General features: G+C 73.3%; 16 protein-coding genes. 14 read left to right on the top strand and 2 right to left on the bottom strand.

Features of this window, described 5'->3' with window-relative positions; translation table 11 throughout:
* Nucleotides 1-154: 154 nt before the first annotated feature.
* The 6 genes from ACYVM4_RS02605 (at nucleotide 155) to ACYVM4_RS02580 (ending at nucleotide 7,374) form a co-directional block, all read left to right on the top strand.
* Nucleotides 155-1,624, top strand: coding sequence for a sodium:solute symporter family protein (locus tag ACYVM4_RS02605; RefSeq protein ID WP_460667563.1), 1,470 nt, complete (start codon nucleotides 155-157; stop codon nucleotides 1,622-1,624).
* The gene (locus ACYVM4_RS02600) at nucleotides 1,621-2,085 is read left to right on the top strand and encodes a YybH family protein (RefSeq protein ID WP_460667562.1); all 465 of its coding nucleotides are present in this window, start codon (nucleotides 1,621-1,623) and stop codon (nucleotides 2,083-2,085) included. The genes ACYVM4_RS02605 and ACYVM4_RS02600 overlap by 4 nt, the downstream gene beginning before the upstream one ends.
* Nucleotides 2,082-3,581, top strand: a complete 1,500-nt coding sequence (locus ACYVM4_RS02595) for a purine-cytosine permease family protein (RefSeq protein WP_460667561.1) — start codon at nucleotides 2,082-2,084, stop codon at nucleotides 3,579-3,581. The genes ACYVM4_RS02600 and ACYVM4_RS02595 overlap by 4 nt, the downstream gene beginning before the upstream one ends.
* Nucleotides 3,568-4,224, top strand: coding sequence for a cyclase family protein (locus ACYVM4_RS02590; protein WP_460667560.1), 657 nt, complete (start codon nucleotides 3,568-3,570; stop codon nucleotides 4,222-4,224). Before ACYVM4_RS02595 ends, ACYVM4_RS02590 begins: the two co-directional genes overlap by 14 nt.
* An 84-nt stretch (nucleotides 4,225-4,308) precedes the next feature.
* Nucleotides 4,309-5,730, top strand: a complete 1,422-nt coding sequence (locus tag ACYVM4_RS02585; RefSeq protein WP_460667559.1) for an NAD-dependent succinate-semialdehyde dehydrogenase — start codon at nucleotides 4,309-4,311, stop codon at nucleotides 5,728-5,730.
* A gap of 60 nt (nucleotides 5,731-5,790) precedes the next feature.
* Nucleotides 5,791-7,374 carry a thiamine pyrophosphate-binding protein gene (locus ACYVM4_RS02580; protein WP_460667558.1) on the top strand — a complete coding sequence of 528 codons (1,584 nt, stop codon included), beginning with the start codon at nucleotides 5,791-5,793 and terminating at the stop codon, nucleotides 7,372-7,374.
* Nucleotides 7,375-7,456: 82 nt separating this feature from the next.
* On the opposite strand, the gene ACYVM4_RS02575 is transcribed toward ACYVM4_RS02580, so the two are convergent.
* Entirely contained in the window at nucleotides 7,457-8,440 is a 984-nt protein-coding gene (locus ACYVM4_RS02575; protein ID WP_460667557.1) for a cation transporter, read from the bottom strand.
* On the bottom strand, nucleotides 8,440-8,973 hold the full coding sequence (locus ACYVM4_RS02570; protein ID WP_460667556.1) for a substrate-binding periplasmic protein: 534 nt from the start codon (nucleotides 8,971-8,973) through the stop codon (nucleotides 8,440-8,442). Before ACYVM4_RS02570 ends, ACYVM4_RS02575 begins: the two co-directional genes overlap by 1 nt.
* A 196-nt stretch (nucleotides 8,974-9,169) precedes the next feature.
* Here ACYVM4_RS02570 and ACYVM4_RS02565 point away from each other — a divergent pair, with 196 nt between their 5' ends.
* The 8 genes from ACYVM4_RS02565 (at nucleotide 9,170) to ACYVM4_RS02530 (ending at nucleotide 14,860) form a co-directional block, all read left to right on the top strand.
* Nucleotides 9,170-9,472 carry an urease subunit gamma gene (locus ACYVM4_RS02565; protein WP_368822280.1) on the top strand — a complete coding sequence of 101 codons (303 nt, stop codon included), beginning with the start codon at nucleotides 9,170-9,172 and terminating at the stop codon, nucleotides 9,470-9,472.
* Between the two features lie 25 nt (nucleotides 9,473-9,497).
* A complete protein-coding gene (locus ACYVM4_RS02560) occupies nucleotides 9,498-9,872 on the top strand; it encodes an urease subunit beta (protein ID WP_368822278.1) in 375 nt (124 codons plus the stop codon).
* Nucleotides 9,869-11,581 carry an urease subunit alpha gene (ureC, locus tag ACYVM4_RS02555; RefSeq protein ID WP_460667555.1) on the top strand — a complete coding sequence of 571 codons (1,713 nt, stop codon included), beginning with the start codon at nucleotides 9,869-9,871 and terminating at the stop codon, nucleotides 11,579-11,581. The genes ACYVM4_RS02560 and ureC overlap by 4 nt, the downstream gene beginning before the upstream one ends.
* Nucleotides 11,582-11,643: 62 nt before the next feature.
* The gene (locus ACYVM4_RS02550) at nucleotides 11,644-12,132 is read left to right on the top strand and encodes an urease accessory protein UreE (protein WP_368822275.1); all 489 of its coding nucleotides are present in this window, start codon (nucleotides 11,644-11,646) and stop codon (nucleotides 12,130-12,132) included.
* Nucleotides 12,113-12,835 carry an urease accessory protein UreF gene (locus ACYVM4_RS02545; RefSeq protein ID WP_460667554.1) on the top strand — a complete coding sequence of 241 codons (723 nt, stop codon included), beginning with the start codon at nucleotides 12,113-12,115 and terminating at the stop codon, nucleotides 12,833-12,835. Before ACYVM4_RS02550 ends, ACYVM4_RS02545 begins: the two co-directional genes overlap by 20 nt.
* A gap of 70 nt (nucleotides 12,836-12,905) precedes the next feature.
* Complete coding sequence (ureG, locus tag ACYVM4_RS02540) at nucleotides 12,906-13,559, top strand: urease accessory protein UreG (RefSeq protein ID WP_460667553.1); 654 nt, start codon at nucleotides 12,906-12,908, stop codon at nucleotides 13,557-13,559.
* Nucleotides 13,556-14,491, top strand: coding sequence for an urease accessory protein UreD (locus tag ACYVM4_RS02535; protein WP_460667552.1), 936 nt, complete (start codon nucleotides 13,556-13,558; stop codon nucleotides 14,489-14,491). Before ureG ends, ACYVM4_RS02535 begins: the two co-directional genes overlap by 4 nt.
* A gap of 147 nt (nucleotides 14,492-14,638) precedes the next feature.
* Nucleotides 14,639-14,860, top strand: a complete 222-nt coding sequence (locus tag ACYVM4_RS02530) for a hypothetical protein (protein ID WP_368822271.1) — start codon at nucleotides 14,639-14,641, stop codon at nucleotides 14,858-14,860.
* The last annotated feature ends 156 nt before the right edge of the window (nucleotides 14,861-15,016 follow it).

Raw genomic sequence — 15,016 nt, 5'->3', positions numbered from 1 at the left:
ATTCACCCGCCCGTCACGACCGGGACCCGTTCCCAAAACATGATCTGCATCATACTATGTGGGACAACTTTTGTTTCTTGTCGAGCAACCTCGTGGCGGGGAAGCTCCCGATCCACCCCGTGGGCGCCCGCGCTCCGAGGAAGAAGTGACATCCATGAACGTGCTGATCATCGTGCTCTACCTGGTCGCCATGGTGGCGGTCGGGCTGTGGGCCAGCCGCCGGGCGCACAACGCCGAGGACTACCGGGTGGCGGGCCGCCGCCTGGGCCCCGGCTTCTACACGGGCACCATGGCCGCCGTGGTCCTCGGCGGCGCCTCCACCGTGGGCGGGGTGGGCCTCGGCTTCACCTACGGCATCTCCGGGATGTGGCTGGTCGTGGCGATCGCCACGGGCCTGGCCGCGCTGAGCCTGTTCTTCGCCGGCCGCATCCAGTCCCTCAAGGTGTTCACCGTCTCCCAGATGCTGCAGCTGCGCTACGGCGAGCGCGGCGGGGCCAAGGCGTCCTCGTTCGTGATGCTGGCCTACACGGTGATGCTCTCCGTGACCTCCACCTCCGCGTACGCCGCGATCTTCTCGGTCCTGTTCCCGCTCGACCGGGCCTGGGCGATCCTGCTCGGCGGCGTGGTGGTCGTGGCGTACTCCGTGCTCGGCGGGATGTGGTCGATCACGCTCACCGACATGATGCAGTTCGTGTTCATGACGGTCGGCATCTTCCTGATCCTGCTGCCGTTCTCCCTGTCCGCCGCGGGCGGCTGGACGGGGCTCGAGGACCGGCTGGACGCCACGTTCTTCACCTGGGACGGCATGGGCACGCAGGCGATCATCACCCAGTTCGTGGTCTACGGGTTCGGCATGCTGATCGGCCAGGACATCTGGCAGCGCGTCTTCACCGCCCGCTCCCCGCAGGTCGCCCGCTGGGGCGGGCTCGCCTCCGCGGCCTACGTGGCGCTCTACGGCGTGGCCGGGGCCGTCATCGGGATGACGGCCGCCGCCGTGGCCCCGGACCTCTCCTCCCCGGACGACGCGTTCGCCACGATGGCGCAGCAGTACGTCCCGGCCGGGCTCGGCGGGGTCGTGCTCGCCGCCGGTGTCGCCGCCATGATGTCCACGGCCTCGGGCGCGCTCATCGCCGCGGCCACGGTCGCCCGGGTGGACGTCGTGCCGACCCTGAGGTCCCTGCTCACCCGCCACGCCGCCCCCGCCCCGGAGGGCACCGCCGAGGCGCTGCGCGGGGACCGGATCTACGTGCTCGTCTTCGGCGTGGTGATCACCGTGATCTCGATCTTCGTCTCGGACACCGTCACCGCCCTGACCATCGCCTACGACATCCTGGTGGGCGGCCTGCTCGTCGCCGTCCTGGGCGGGCTCCTGTGGCGGCGGGGCACGAGCCTCGGCGCGGCCCTGTCCATGCTCGTCGGGTCCGTGGTGACCGTGGCCTCCATGGCGGTGTTCGGCGTGCTGGCCAACGCCCCCATCTACCTGGGCCTGGCGAGCTCGGCGCTGGTCTACGTGGTCGTCTCGCTGCTGTCCCGCCCCACGCACGCCGGGGTGCTGCGGCAGTGGAACGAGCGCCTCGCCGGCACCGGCCCGGCCGGCGCCGACCGCGCGGAGGTCCGCCCGTGACCGGGGCGCCCGGCCCTCGCGGAGCGGCCGCGGCACCGGGGCGGACACCCGCGCCGCTGACCCGCGACGAGGTGGAACGGGCCGCCGCCGCCCTGGTCGCGGCGTTCGCCGCCACCGACACGGAGGCCTACTTCGACGCCTTCTCCCCGGACGCCGACTTCGTCTTCCACAGCGAGCCCGGCCGCCTGGCGGACCGTGACAGCTACGAGCGGCTCTGGGCAGGATGGCTCGCGGCGGGCTGGCGGGTGGTCTCCTGCGAGAGCAGCGGCGCCGTCGTCCGCCTGTGCGGGGAAGCCGCGGTGTTCGTCCACGACGTCCGCACCACCACGGCGACCCACGGCGTGGCCGAGACCTCGGCCGAGCGCGAGACCATCGTCTTCCACCGGACCGCGGACGGATCCGTCACCGCCGTCCACGAACACCTTTCCCCCGTCCCGCCGACCACTGAGGCAAGCACATGACGACGACACCCCGCACCGCCGACGGACCCAGATCCGCCTGGACCCGGCTCTCGGACCACCTGGACGAGAACTCCGAGGGCTACGGCCCGCTGCGGGGCACGCTCGGGGCGGGCCGGATCGGGATGATCTGGCTCGCGGCGAACCTCGTGGTGACCACGCTGCTGACCGGGACGCTGTTCGTGCCGGGGGTGTCCTGGCCCACCGCCCTGGGCATGATCGTCCTGGGCACGCTGATCGGCGGGGCGGTGCTGGTGCTCGTGGGGAACATGGGCACCCGCACCGGCCTCGCCACCATGTCCCTGACCAAGGGCTCGTTCGGTCTGCGCGGGTCCTTCCTGCCGGTGGCCGCGAACGTGGTCATCCTCATGGGCTGGAGCTGGGTGCAGGCGATGCTCGCCGGCGTCACCGTGAACTTCCTCGTGGCGCAGGCGACCGGATTCTCCAACCCGGTGCTGTTCTCGGTGCTGTGCCAGGCGCTGGTCGTGGCGCTGGCCGTCCTCGGCCACGAGGGCATCGCCCGTGTGGAGCCGTGGCTGGCGGTGGTGATCCTGGGCATCATGGCCTGGGTCTTCACGGTGGCGTTCACCTCCTACCCGGTGGCGGACTTCGCCGCCCTGCCCGCGGATCCCGAGGCGGGCTGGTCCTCCGTCGCGGTCCTCGACGTCGTCATCGCCACGGCCATCTCCTGGACCGTGCTCTCCGCGGAGTTCAACCGCCTCGCCCGGAGGCAGTCCGCGGGCATGATCGGCTCCGGCACGGGGTACGTCCTGTCCACGGTCGCGGCCATGAGCCTCGGGGCCACCGCCATCGCCTACGTGGTGCTCGACGGCGGGGAGGCGGTCGGGTTCGACCCGACGGTCCTCGTGGCCGCCTTCGGCGCCCCCCTGGCGGTGGTGGTCTTCCTGTCGGTGATGGCCACCAACACCATGGTCGTCTATGGCATGGTCTCCTCGGTGGTGAACCTCACGCCCTCGCGGAGGCTCCGCTTCCTGCCCACGGCGCTCGTGCTGGGGGCCGTGTCGGTCCTCGGCTCCACCCGGCTGGGCCTGCTGAACCAGTTCACCGAGTTCCTGGTGCTGATCGGCTCGCTGTTCATCCCCGTCTTCGCGATCATGCTGGTGGACTACTACGTGGTCCAGCGCGGCGCCTACACGGCGGACGTCCTGCGGGGACGCGGCGGCCGGTACTGGTACCGGGGCGGGGTCAATCCCGCCGCCGTGGTGGTGTGGGTCGTCGGCGCGGCCTCCTCGCTCGTGCTCACCTACGTGCTCCCGAGTCCCGTGGGCGCGACCATGCCCACGTTCGTCCTCTCCGCGGCGCTCTACCTGGGCTGGGCTCTCGCGGCGGGAAGGATCGTGGCGGGCCGTCCGGCGCAGCACCACCTCTCCGAGGCGGCGGACGGGACCGCGACGCCGGACGGCACCGGTGGAGCCGGTGCGGCCGGTGCGGCCGGCACGGCCGACGAACCGGAGGAGGCCGCCGATGCGCCTCGTTGACCTGAGCCACCCCGTGGAGGCCGGCATGCAGGTGTTCCCGGGGGACCCGGCCGTGGACTCCCGGCTCGCGGCGTCCGTCCCGCGGGACGGCTTCCAGGTGGCCGAGCTGCACCTGGGCACGCACAGCGGGACGCACGTGGACGCACCCCTGCACACCGTGGACGGGGGCCCGGCCGTGGACGAGCTCGATCTGTCCCGCCTGGTGGGACCGGCGCGCATCGTGCACGTGCCGGGGCTCCAGGAGCACGAGGTGGTCCGCTGGGAGCACGTCCGCGCGCAGCTGGAGGACGTCCGGGTCGGCACGATCGTCCTGTTCCGCACCGACTGGTCCCGGCACTTCGGGACGCCGCGCTACCTGGCGCACCCGGTGCTGGACGTGGGGATCGCCGAGCACCTGCTGTCCGCGGGCGTGCAGGTGCTCGGCACGGACACCCTCAACCCGGACCGCACCCCGGACGCCGGCTCGACCGGCCCGCTCGAGCTGCCGGTGCACGCGGCGGTCCTGGGAGCGGGCGGGGCGATCCTCGAGAACCTGACGAACCTGCACGCCGTCGACTGGCCGGACCCGCTGCTGAGCGCCCTGCCGCTGCGGCTGCGCGGTCTGGACGGCTCCCCGGTGCGGGCGGTGGCGATGCAGCTGTGAGCCCCGTCCCGTCCCTGACCGTTCCCCACCCCGAGGGCCACGACGCCGTCGACGACACCCGATCCCCGAAGAGGAGCCACCACCATGACCGCTGATGCCCGCCCCACCGCCCCGACCCCCTACCGGTCCGTCAACCCGGCCACCGGCCGGGTGCTGGCCGAGCACCCCACCGCCACCGACGCCGAGGTCCAGGAGGCCCTCGCCGGCGCCGACGCCGCGTTCCGTGCGTGGCGGGCCGTGCCGATCGAGGAGCGGGCGGCCGTCGTCGCCCGCGTCGGGGCGCTGTTCACCGAACGGGTCGAGGAGCTGGCCGCGACCATCACCGAGGAGATGGGCAAGCCGCTCGCCGAGGCCCGCGAGGAGGTCGAGTTCTGCGCCGAGATCTTCGCCTACTTCGCCGAGCAGGGCCCGGCCCTGGCCGCCGACCAGCCGATCACCGCCTCCGGCGGGGGCCGGGCGATGATCCAGAAGCGCCCGGTCGGGGTGCTGCTGGGGATCATGCCGTGGAACTACCCCTACTACCAGGTGGCCCGCTTCGCCGCCCCCAACCTGGTGCTGGGCAACACGATCCTGCTCAAGCACGCCGAGTCCTGCCCCCGGGCGTCCCTGGCCCTCCAGCAGCTCATGGACGACGCCGGGGTGCCGGCCGGTGCCTACCGCAACGTCTTCGCCTCCCACGACCAGGTCGCCGACATCATCGCCGACCCGCGGGTCCAGGGGGTCTCGCTGACCGGCTCCGAACGCGCCGGGGCGAAGGTCGCCGAGATCGCCGGACGGAACCTGAAGAAGGTCGTCCTGGAGCTGGGCGGGTCCGACCCCTACGTGGTCCTCGACACCGCCGACGTGCGCGAGTCCGCCCGGGCGGCCTTCGCCACCCGGATGGGCAACACCGGCCAGGCCTGCAACTCCAACAAGCGGATGATCGTGATGGACGACGTCTACGACGAGTTCGTCGACGAGCTCACCCGCCAGGCCCAGTCGCTGACCCCGGGCGACCCCGCCGCCGACGCGCCCGGCACCTACGCACCCCTGTCCTCCCGGGCCGCCGCCGAGGGGCTGGCCCGCCAGATCCAGGAGGCCGTGGACGCCGGTGCCACCCTGCACGCCGGAGGGCGGCTGCTCGAGGGCCCGGGCGCGTACCTGGAGCCGACCGTGCTCACCGGGATCACCCCGGGCATGGCCGCCCACCACGAGGAACTCTTCGGCCCCGTGGCCGTGGTCTACCGGGTGGCCGACGACGAGCAGGCCCTCGCCCTGGCCAACGACACCCCCTACGGGCTCGGCGGGGCCGTCTTCAGCACCGACCCCGACCGCGCCCGGCGTCTCGCCGAGGGCCTGGACTCGGGCATGGCCGCCGTCAACGCCGCCGAGGCCGAGGGCGCCGAGATGCCCTTCGGCGGGGTCAAGCGCTCCGGCTACGGCCGCGAGCTGGGACCGCTGGGCATGGACGAGTTCGTCAACAAGCGCCTGCTCTACGTCAAGGACCGGCCCGCCGGGAAGGACTGACCCGCCGGCGCCCCCGCCGTACGAGACCCCCACCGCCCCAGACCCCTTGGAGGACCGCTCATGACCGCCCGCAGGACCACCGCCCGTGCCGTGCTCGAGACGCTGCGGGGCTACGGCGTCGACACCGTCTTCGGCATCCCCGGGACCCACTCGCTCGAGTTCTACCGCCCGCTGCGCGAGCTGGGCATCCGGGCGGTCACCACCCGCCACGAGCAGGGGGCCGCGTACGGAGCCGACGGGTGGAGCCAGGTCTCCGGGCTGCCGGGCGTCGTCATCACCACGTCCGGGCCGGGCCTGCTCAACTCGCTGTCCGGGGCGGCCACGGCCTACGCCGAGTCCCGCCCCATGATCATCCTGTCCCCCGGGCGCCCGGTGGGCCACGACTTCCGGGACATCGGCTCGCTGCACGAGACGAAGAACCCGTCCGCGGCCGTGGACGCGATCGTGGGCCGCAGCCGCCGGGTCACCAGCGGGGCCGAGGCCGTGACCATGGTCCACGACGCCTTCCGGGACTTCGCCCACTCCCGCCCCCGGCCGGTGCACATCGAGATCCCGCTGGACGTCCTGGAGGCGGAGCTCGACTACACCGACCGGCAGGTGGCCCCGCGCCGGCTGGGGGCCCCGCAGCCGGCGCCGGTCGACGACGTACGCCGCGCCGCCGAGGTGCTGCGGAGCGCCGAGCGCCCCGTCATCCTGGCCGGCGGCGGCTCCCTGGCCGCCGGCGCGCGGCTGCTGGAGCTCGCCGAGCTGCTCGAGGCGCCGGTCATCACCACGACCAACGGCAAGGGCGCGATCCCCGAACGGCACCGCCTCTCGCTGGGCGCCGACCTGCGGCTGTCCACCGCGCACGAGTTCCTGCGCTCCGCCGACGCCCTGCTGGTGATCGGCTCGAAGGTCGGCGAGGCCGAGCTGTGGGGCGGGGACATCACGCCCCGGGGGCCGGTCGTGCGCGTGGACATCATGCGGGACCAGATGCTGTGCAACCTCGACCCGGACATCGAGCTGCCCGGGCACTCCGCGGCCGTGGTCCCGCAGCTCCTCGGGGCGGTCGGCCCGCTCCCGCCGCGGCCCCCGCGCGACCTCACCGAGGTCTTCGCCCGGCTCGACGACGAGGGCCGCCGCACCGCGCCCGAGCTTGCGGCGCTCAACGAGACCATCATGGCCGTGGTGCCGGAGGACACGATCATCGGCGGCGACTCCTCCCAGGTCACCTATCTGGGCTCCACCACGTTCTTCCGCGCCCGGCTCCCGCACTCCCTGCTCTACATGGGGACCTACGCGACCCTGGGCTACGGCCTGCCCGCCTCGATCGGGGCGAAGCTCGCCGCCCCGCACCGGCCCGTGCTGTGCCTCGTGGGCGACGGCGCCCTGATGTTCTCGATCCAGGAGCTGATGACCGCCGTGGAGCTCGGCGTGGACCTGCCCATCGTGTGCGTGGACAACGGCGGCTACGGCGAGATCCGGCAGAACATGACCGACCGGGACATCGACCCGCTCGCCGTGGACCTGCGGCAGCCGGACTGGCCGGCGCTCGCGGAGGCCTTCGGCGCGGTCGGGTTCCGGGCCACCCAGGAGAACCTGGCCGAGAAGATCGTCGAGGCGCTCGCGGTGGAGGGGCCGAGCCTGGTCCACCTGCGGATCTGACCCGCCGAGGGGTGGCGTCCTGCGGGAACACCGCCCGAACTGCCCCGGCAGGAGAACCCTCGTGCAGGGGGCGGAGGTCGCGTCAGCGCGGGACCTGGCCCTCCGGCAGCTCCGCCACGGGGGCGAGGACCACGTCCTCGACCTTCCAGTCCAGGTCCGTGCAGCGCCTCCGGGCGGCCGCGAGCTGCTCGAGGGTCGGGACGACCCCGGCGACCGGGACCACGAAGCCCTCCACGTGGAAGACGTGGCCCTCGTCGCGGACCCGCACGCCCACGTCCTGCACCCACGGCTGCTGGCGCAGCACCGTCTCGACCTCTCGGATGAGGGGGTGCGGCGCGGCGTCGTCGTAGGTGGTGGCCCGGGAGTCCACGAGGTCGGCCACGGAGCCCTTGAGGTTGCCGACGCCGTCCTTGACGATCGAGACCGACACCACGAGCGCCGCCGCCGCGTCCGCCCACCACAGGCCCATGCCGATGCCCAGCACGCCGGCCGCCGTGGCCAGGCCGGTCATCCAGTCCGCCTTGTTCATGTCGGCGTCGGCGTAGAGCACCTTGTCGTGCAGCTCCTCCGCGAGCTTCGTCTTCATCCGGCCCAGGACCACCGGCGGGATGCTGGTGAGCGTCATCGCCGCCACCATCAGCCAGCCGGACCACACCGGTGTGCCGAACAGGCTGACGACCCCGATCGGCGGCCGCTCTCCCGCCAGCAGGCCGGAGCCCGAGTCGACCACGAGGAACGCGCCCATCGTCAGGAGCGCGACCGCCGCCACGAGGTGGCCCACGCCCACGGAGCGGTGGTAGCCGTAGGGGTGGCGCGGTGTGGGGCGCCGGCCGGCGACACGGACCGCCACGAGGAAGGCGAGGGGCGGCAGGAACGAGAGCGAGTCCTCGATCCAGGCGACCTTCATGGCCTGGGACTGCCCGGCCACGAGCGCCACGACGGCCACGGTCACGGCGAGCACCCCGAGGGTGATCCGCTCCAGGCGCACCGCGCGCCCCAGGGTGCGCGCCTGACCGTCCGTGAGCTTGGTGGACCCGAACCGCGCCGACGCCTCGGAGCGACTCATCACCCCTCCTCCCGGTCCACCAGGAACGTCTCCAGCTCGGTGAGGAAGCCGTTCTCCCCCAGCCGGGTGGCCAGCACGATCCTCTCGGTGCGGCCGTCCCACGTCTCGATCTCCGTGTGCGGGCGGGTCAGGGCGGCGTGCTTCTCCCAGGGGGACGTCTCGGTGAGGCCCGCGACGACGACGTCGAGGTCACCGCCCTCGAGCGAGCGGATCAGGTGGCTCTCGGCGCCGGGGTACCACACGACCTCCGCGTCGATCCGCTCGGCGAACTCCTCGACCAGCTCGACCTCGACGCCGGAGGGCCGGCCGCTGTCGGCGACTCCCGTCCAGGGCGGGCTCTCCGAGACGCCGACCCGCAGCTCACCGCCGCGCACCCGGTCGAGGGTGCCCTCCGGGTCCTTCGGGAACCCGGGACCGCACCCCGTGACCAGGACCCCGAGCAGCGCCGCCACCGCGAGCAGGCGCACCGAGCAGGACATCGCCTCACGACCTTTCCGAGCACCGGAGCGGTCCCGCCGGACCGCGCTCTCCATCGGTCCCGAGCTTACGGAGTTCCGTCCGTGCCGTGGCACGGACGGAGGCCGGACCGGACACCGTCGTCTCCTCGCAGCAGGGCAGGTCCGCGACCGTGACCACGGCACGTGCCGGAAACGACCGGTGAACCTCGCCGAAACACGGAGCCCCTACGGTGACGAGTGTCCCTGAGCACCCGCCGTCCCGAGGAGAGCCGTGCACCTGACACCCCGTGAGCAGGAGAAGCTGCTGGTCGTCGTGGCCGGTGACCTCGCCCGCCGGCGCCGGGCCCGGGGGCTGCGGCTCAACCACCCGGAGGCGGTCGCCCTGATCACCGCCGAGCTGCTGGAGGGCGCCCGGGACGGCCGCACCGTGGCCGACCTCATGTCCTGGGGCTCCACGATCCTGGCCCGCGCGGACGTCATGGAGGGCGTGCCGGAGATGGTCCACTCCGTCCAGGTGGAGGCGACCTTCCCGGACGGCACCAAGCTCGTCACCGTCCACGACCCCATCCGCTGACCCGCCCGGCCCCGAAGGAGCGCCCGTGATCCCCGGAGAGTACGTCCTGCGGCCCGAGCCCGTCGTGATCAACGCCGGCCGGCCCACCACGGAGGTGGACGTGGTCAACCGCGGCGACCGCCCCGTGCAGGTGGGCTCGCACTTCCACTTCGCCGAGGCCAATCCCGGGCTCGAGTTCGACCGGGCGGCGGCCCGCGGCTTCCGCCTGGACGTCCCCGCCGGCACTGCGGTGCGCTTCGAGCCCGGCGACCGCAAGCGGGTACGGCTCGTCGCCCTGGCGGGGCGCCGCGAGGTCCACGGCCTCGCGAACCGGGTGAACGGGCCTCTCGACACCCCCGGCACGGGCGCCCCCGGCACCGGGTCTCCCCGCGCCGGCGCTCCCGGGGAGGAGCAGGCGTGAGCCACGAGATGTCCCGCGCCCAGTACACGAGCCTCTACGGGCCCACCACCGGGGACCTGGTGCGCCTGGCGGACACCGAGCTGTTCCTCGAGGTGGAGCACGACCGCACGGTCCCCGGGGACGAGGTGGTCTTCGGCGGCGGCAAGGTGATCCGGGACGGCATGGGCCACAACGGACGGCTGACCCGGGGCGACGGCGTGGTGGACACCGTGGTCACCAACGCCGTGGTCCTCGACGCCTCCGGGATCTACAAGGCGGACGTCGGCATCCGGGACGGGCACATCAGCGGGATGGGCAAGGCCGGCAACCCGGACATCATGGACGGCGTCGACATCCTCATCGGCGCCTCCACCGAGGTGATCGCCGGCGAGGGCCGGATCCTCACCGCCGGCGGGATCGACTCCCACATCCACTTCATCGGCGCCGACCAGATCGGCACGGCCCTGTCCTCCGGGATCACCACGATGTTCGGCGGCGGCACCGGCCCGGCCGAGGGCTCCAACGCCACCACGGTCACCCCCGGCGCGTGGCACCTCGCCCGGATGTTCCGGGCCCTCGACGGCTACCCCATGAACTTCGGGCTCCTCGGGAAGGGCCACGCGAGCGCCGCCGAGCCCCTCGCGGAGCAGATCCGCGCCGGTGCCGTGGGACTCAAGATCCACGAGGACTGGGGCGCCACCACGGCCGCGATCGACACGGCCCTGGCCGTGGCCGACGAGTTCGACGTGCAGGTGGCCATCCACACCGACACCCTCAACGAGTGCGGGTTCCTCGAGGACACCGTGGCCGCGATCGATGGGCGGGTCATCCACACGTTCCACACCGAGGGCGCCGGCGGCGGCCACGCCCCGGACATCATCCGCATCGCGGCCCTGCCCCACGTGCTGCCGTCCTCGACGAACCCCACGCTGCCCTTCACCCGGAACACGGCCGAGGAGCACCTGGACATGCTCATGGTCTGCCACCACCTCAACCCGGACATCCCGGAGGACGTGGCGTTCGCGGACTCCCGGATCCGGCCCGAGACGATCGCCGCGGAGGACGTCCTGCACGACCTCGGGGTGTTCTCCATGACCTCCTCCGACTCCCAGGCCATGGGCCGCGTGGGCGAGGTGGTGCTGCGCACGTGGCAGCTGGCCGACCAGATGAAGCGGCGCACCGGGCCCCTGCCCGAGGAGACGGGCCGCGGGGACAACGCCCGGCTCAAGCGCTACGTCGCCAAGTACACGATCAACCCGGCGGTCGCGCACGGGATCGCCGACGTGGTCGGCTCGGTCGAACCCGGCAAGTTCGCCGACCTCGTGCTGTGGGACCCGGTGTTCTTCGGGGTCAAGCCCCACGCCGTGCTCAAGGGCGGGCAGATCGTGCACTCGCTCATGGGCGACCCCAACGCCTCGATCCCCACCCCGCAGCCGCAGCTGCTGCGGGACGCGTTCGGCGCGAAGGGCACCGCCCCGCACGCCAACTCCATCACCTTCATGTCCCGGGCCGCCGTCGAGGCAGGCGTCGGCGAACGGCTGGGCCTGCGCAAGCGGGTGCTGCCCGTGGGCGGGATCCGCGGCCTGACCAAGCAGGACATGCGGCACAACCACGCCACCCCGCGGATCGAGGTGGACCCCCAGACCTACGAGGTCCGCGTGGACGGCGAGATCGCCACGTGCGAGCCCGCCGAGGAGCTGGCCATGGCCCAGCGCTACTTCCTGTTCTGACCCTTCCACCGGCCCCGCCCTTCCCGCAGCATCCCGAAAGCATCCCGAGAGGACCCGCACCCGTGATCGTCGAAGCCGTCCTCGGCAACCTGGCCGAGCTCACCGAGCCGGAGCGCGCCGGCCTGCACCTGGAGCGGGTCGCGCTCTCCGGGCCCGAGCTGCGCAGGCGCGTCCAGCGGGTCGTGACCGACCACGGGACCGAGGTGGGGATCCGCCTGACCGCGCGGCAGGAGCTCAAGGACGGCGACATCCTGCACCGGGAGGGCCACAACGCCGTGGTCGTCTCGACCCTGCCCACCGACGTCCTGGTCGTCGCGCCCGCCACGATCGAGCAGATGGGCTTCGTGGCCCACTCCCTGGGCAACCGGCACCTGCCCGCCCAGTTCCTCGGCCCCGCGGCCGACGTCGCCGGGCTGCCCGGCCACGACGGGGTCATGGTGCTCCAGTACGACCACACCGCCGAGGCCTTCCTCCGGGACGCCGGGGTGCGCTTCGCGCGCGTCGAGCGGCAGATGGAGGTCCCCTTCCGCCATGCCGAGCACACCCACTGAGCGCACCCCCGCGGGCGCCCCCGGGGCGCTGGCCGGGATGCTCGCCGTGCTGCAGCTGGCCGACTCCGCCCTGCCCACCGGCGCGTTCGCCCACTCCCTGGGGCTCGAGACCTACGTGGACGACGGCACCGTCCGCGACGAGCCCGGCTTCCTGGTGTGGGTCCGGCACTGCCTGCACCACCAGGTGGTGCCCGCGGAGGGCTGGGCGGTCCGGGCGGTCGCCACGGCGGCCGACGACGACGCCGTGTGGCGCGCCGACGACCTGCTGACCGCCCAGGCCCTGCCCGTCCAGGTGCGGGACGCCGCGACCGCGATGGGCCGGCGGATGACCGGCATCGGGGCCGAGAACTTCCCCTCGCCCCGGCTGCTGGCCTACGCCGAGCGGCAGCGCGCCGGGACGAGCCGCGGCAACCCGGCCGTGGCCTTCGCGCTCGTGGGCGCCGGCCTCGGCGTGGCCTGGGAGCAGCTCGCCGGCGCGTACCTCTTCTCGACCGTCACCTCCCTGACCCAGAACGCCGTCCGCGGCATCCCCCTCGGCCAGAACGCGGGCCAGCGCGTGCTGCGCGCCCTGCACGAGGACGTCGCCCGCGGCGTCGAGCGGATCGGGCGCATGGCCGAGCACGAGGCCGGGGCGACCAGCCCCGGCCTGGAGATCGCCCAGATGCGCCACGCCTGGCAGCGGGCCCGCATGTTCATGTCCTGACCCACCGCCGGACCGGCCCCGCTGCCGGGCCGCACCGACCGCACCGACCGCACCGACCCAGGAGCTCCCCATGACCACCGTCTCCCCCGTCCCCTCCGCGCCGACCGGCCGCGGCCCCGTGCGCATCGGCGTGGGCGGCCCCGTGGGCGCCGGGAAGACCCAGCTCGTGGAGCGGGTCACCCGGGCGCTGATCCACGAGGTCTCGATGGCCGCGATCACCAACGACATCTACACGATCGAGGACGCGAAGATCCTGGCCCGCAACGGCGTGCTGCCGCTGGACCGGATCGTGGGCATCGAGACCGGTGGCTGCCCGCACACCGCGATCCGCGAGGACACCTCGATGAACGAGGCCGCGATCGAGAAGCTGTGCGCCGAGCACCCGGACCTGCAGATCGTGTTCGTCGAGTCCGGCGGGGACAACCTCTCCGCCACGTTCAGCCCGGAGCTGGTCGACTTCTCGATCTACGTCATCGACGTGGCCCAGGGCGAGAAGATCCCCCGCAAGGCCGGGCAGGGCATGATCAGGTCCGACCTGTTCGTCATCAACAAGATCGACCTCGCCCCGCACGTCGGCGCCGACCTCGACGTCATGGCCGCGGACTCCGCCGTGTTCCGCGAGGACCGGCCGTTCTGCTTCACCAACCTCCGGACCGACGAGGGCCTCGAGCGGATCCTCGCGTGGATCCGGCACGACGTGCTCATGCTGGACATGGCTCCGTGACCGCTGCCGCACCCGCCGCCGTGGTCCCTCCCGTGGTCCCTCCCGTCGTCTCTGCCGTGGCCCCTGCCGTGGCACCCGCAGGGCAGGCCGCTCCGCCGGTCGCCGCCCCGACCGGCCGGCTCGAGCTGGTCCTGACGCCCCGCGGGGACCGGACCGTGGCCGCCCACCAGTTCCATGCCGGGGCCCTGCGCATGCTGCGCCCGCACCACCTGGACGGGTCGGGGCAGCCGTGCTTCGTCGTCGTCAACCCGGGCGGCGGGTACCTCGGCGGGGACCGCTACGAGCTGGACGTCACGGTCGGGGCCGCCGGCACCGCCCTGGTCACCACCCAGTCCGCGACCAAGGTCTACCGCACCCCGGCCGCACCCGCCCGCCAGGACGTGCGGTTCGAGCTCGGCCCCGGCGCGGTGCTCGAGTACCTCCCGGACCAGCTCATCGCCTACGAGGACGCCGACTACGTGCAGTCCACGACCGTGTCGATGGACCCCTCCGCCTGCCTGATGGCGGGCGAGGTGGTCACCCCCGGGTGGGCGCCGGACGGCACCGTCTTCCGCTACCACGGCGTGGTGCTGCGCACCGAGGTGCTGATGGGCGGGCGCACGGTGGTCCTCGACAACCTCCGTCTGCGCCCCGGGGAGGACGCCGTGGCCGAGCTCGGCTTCCTGGAGGGTCGCACGCACCTCGGGTCCCTGCTGGTCGTGGATCCCCGGGCGGACCGGGAACTGGTGGAGGAGGTCCACGACCTGCTCGCCGCGGCCGAGGCCCGGGTGCCGGGGCTGCGCTGCGGGATCTCGGAGCTGCCGGTGCCCGGCCTCGTGGTCCGCGCCCTGGGCCCCGGCTCCGCGGAGCTCACGGACCTGCTCCTGGACGTCTCGGCGCTGCTGCGCGCGCGGTGGACGGGACAGCCCCGCGTGGCCCTGCGGAAGTACTGATCCCCGCCGGATCCCCCTCCGGGCACAGGCCGGGCACGGTGCTGACGTCGAGGAGAAGTCATGGGATCGGCATCCTCCCGAAACGCCCCCGCCACAGACCGGGACGAGGATGGAGGAGCTGGGTGCACGAGACGGAAGGGGCTCCCCATGACCACGAGCAACAGATGGATCCTGGGCCTGGCCCGGGTGCGGCCGGGTGACCGGATCGAGGCCTGGGAGCACCGGCGGACGCGCTTCACCGGCACGGTCAGCGAGGTGGTTCCGCAGCTGGGGATCGCGTGGGTCCTCGAGGACCGCACGGGGCTCCGGCGGCTGGTCTCGGTCCGCGACCACCGGCTGCGCCGGTCCGAGCCGGTGACCACCGCCTGACCGCCCGGACCCGCAGCGCCCTCATCCTGTGGCAGGTCGTCTCCCCCCCTCCTGTGGGGCACCGCCTTCGCGCCGGCGACCGTGGGCGTGGGGCTGCTGGGCGTGGGCTGAGCCCCGTCCGCGCCGGGAGCTCCCAGCAGGGGTGGGGAAAACCAC

The sequence above is a fragment of the Kocuria himachalensis genome, from assembly GCF_054784195.1.
The sequence above is the reverse complement of the archived record's forward strand: the minus strand, read 5'-3'. Positions and strand labels throughout refer to the sequence as shown.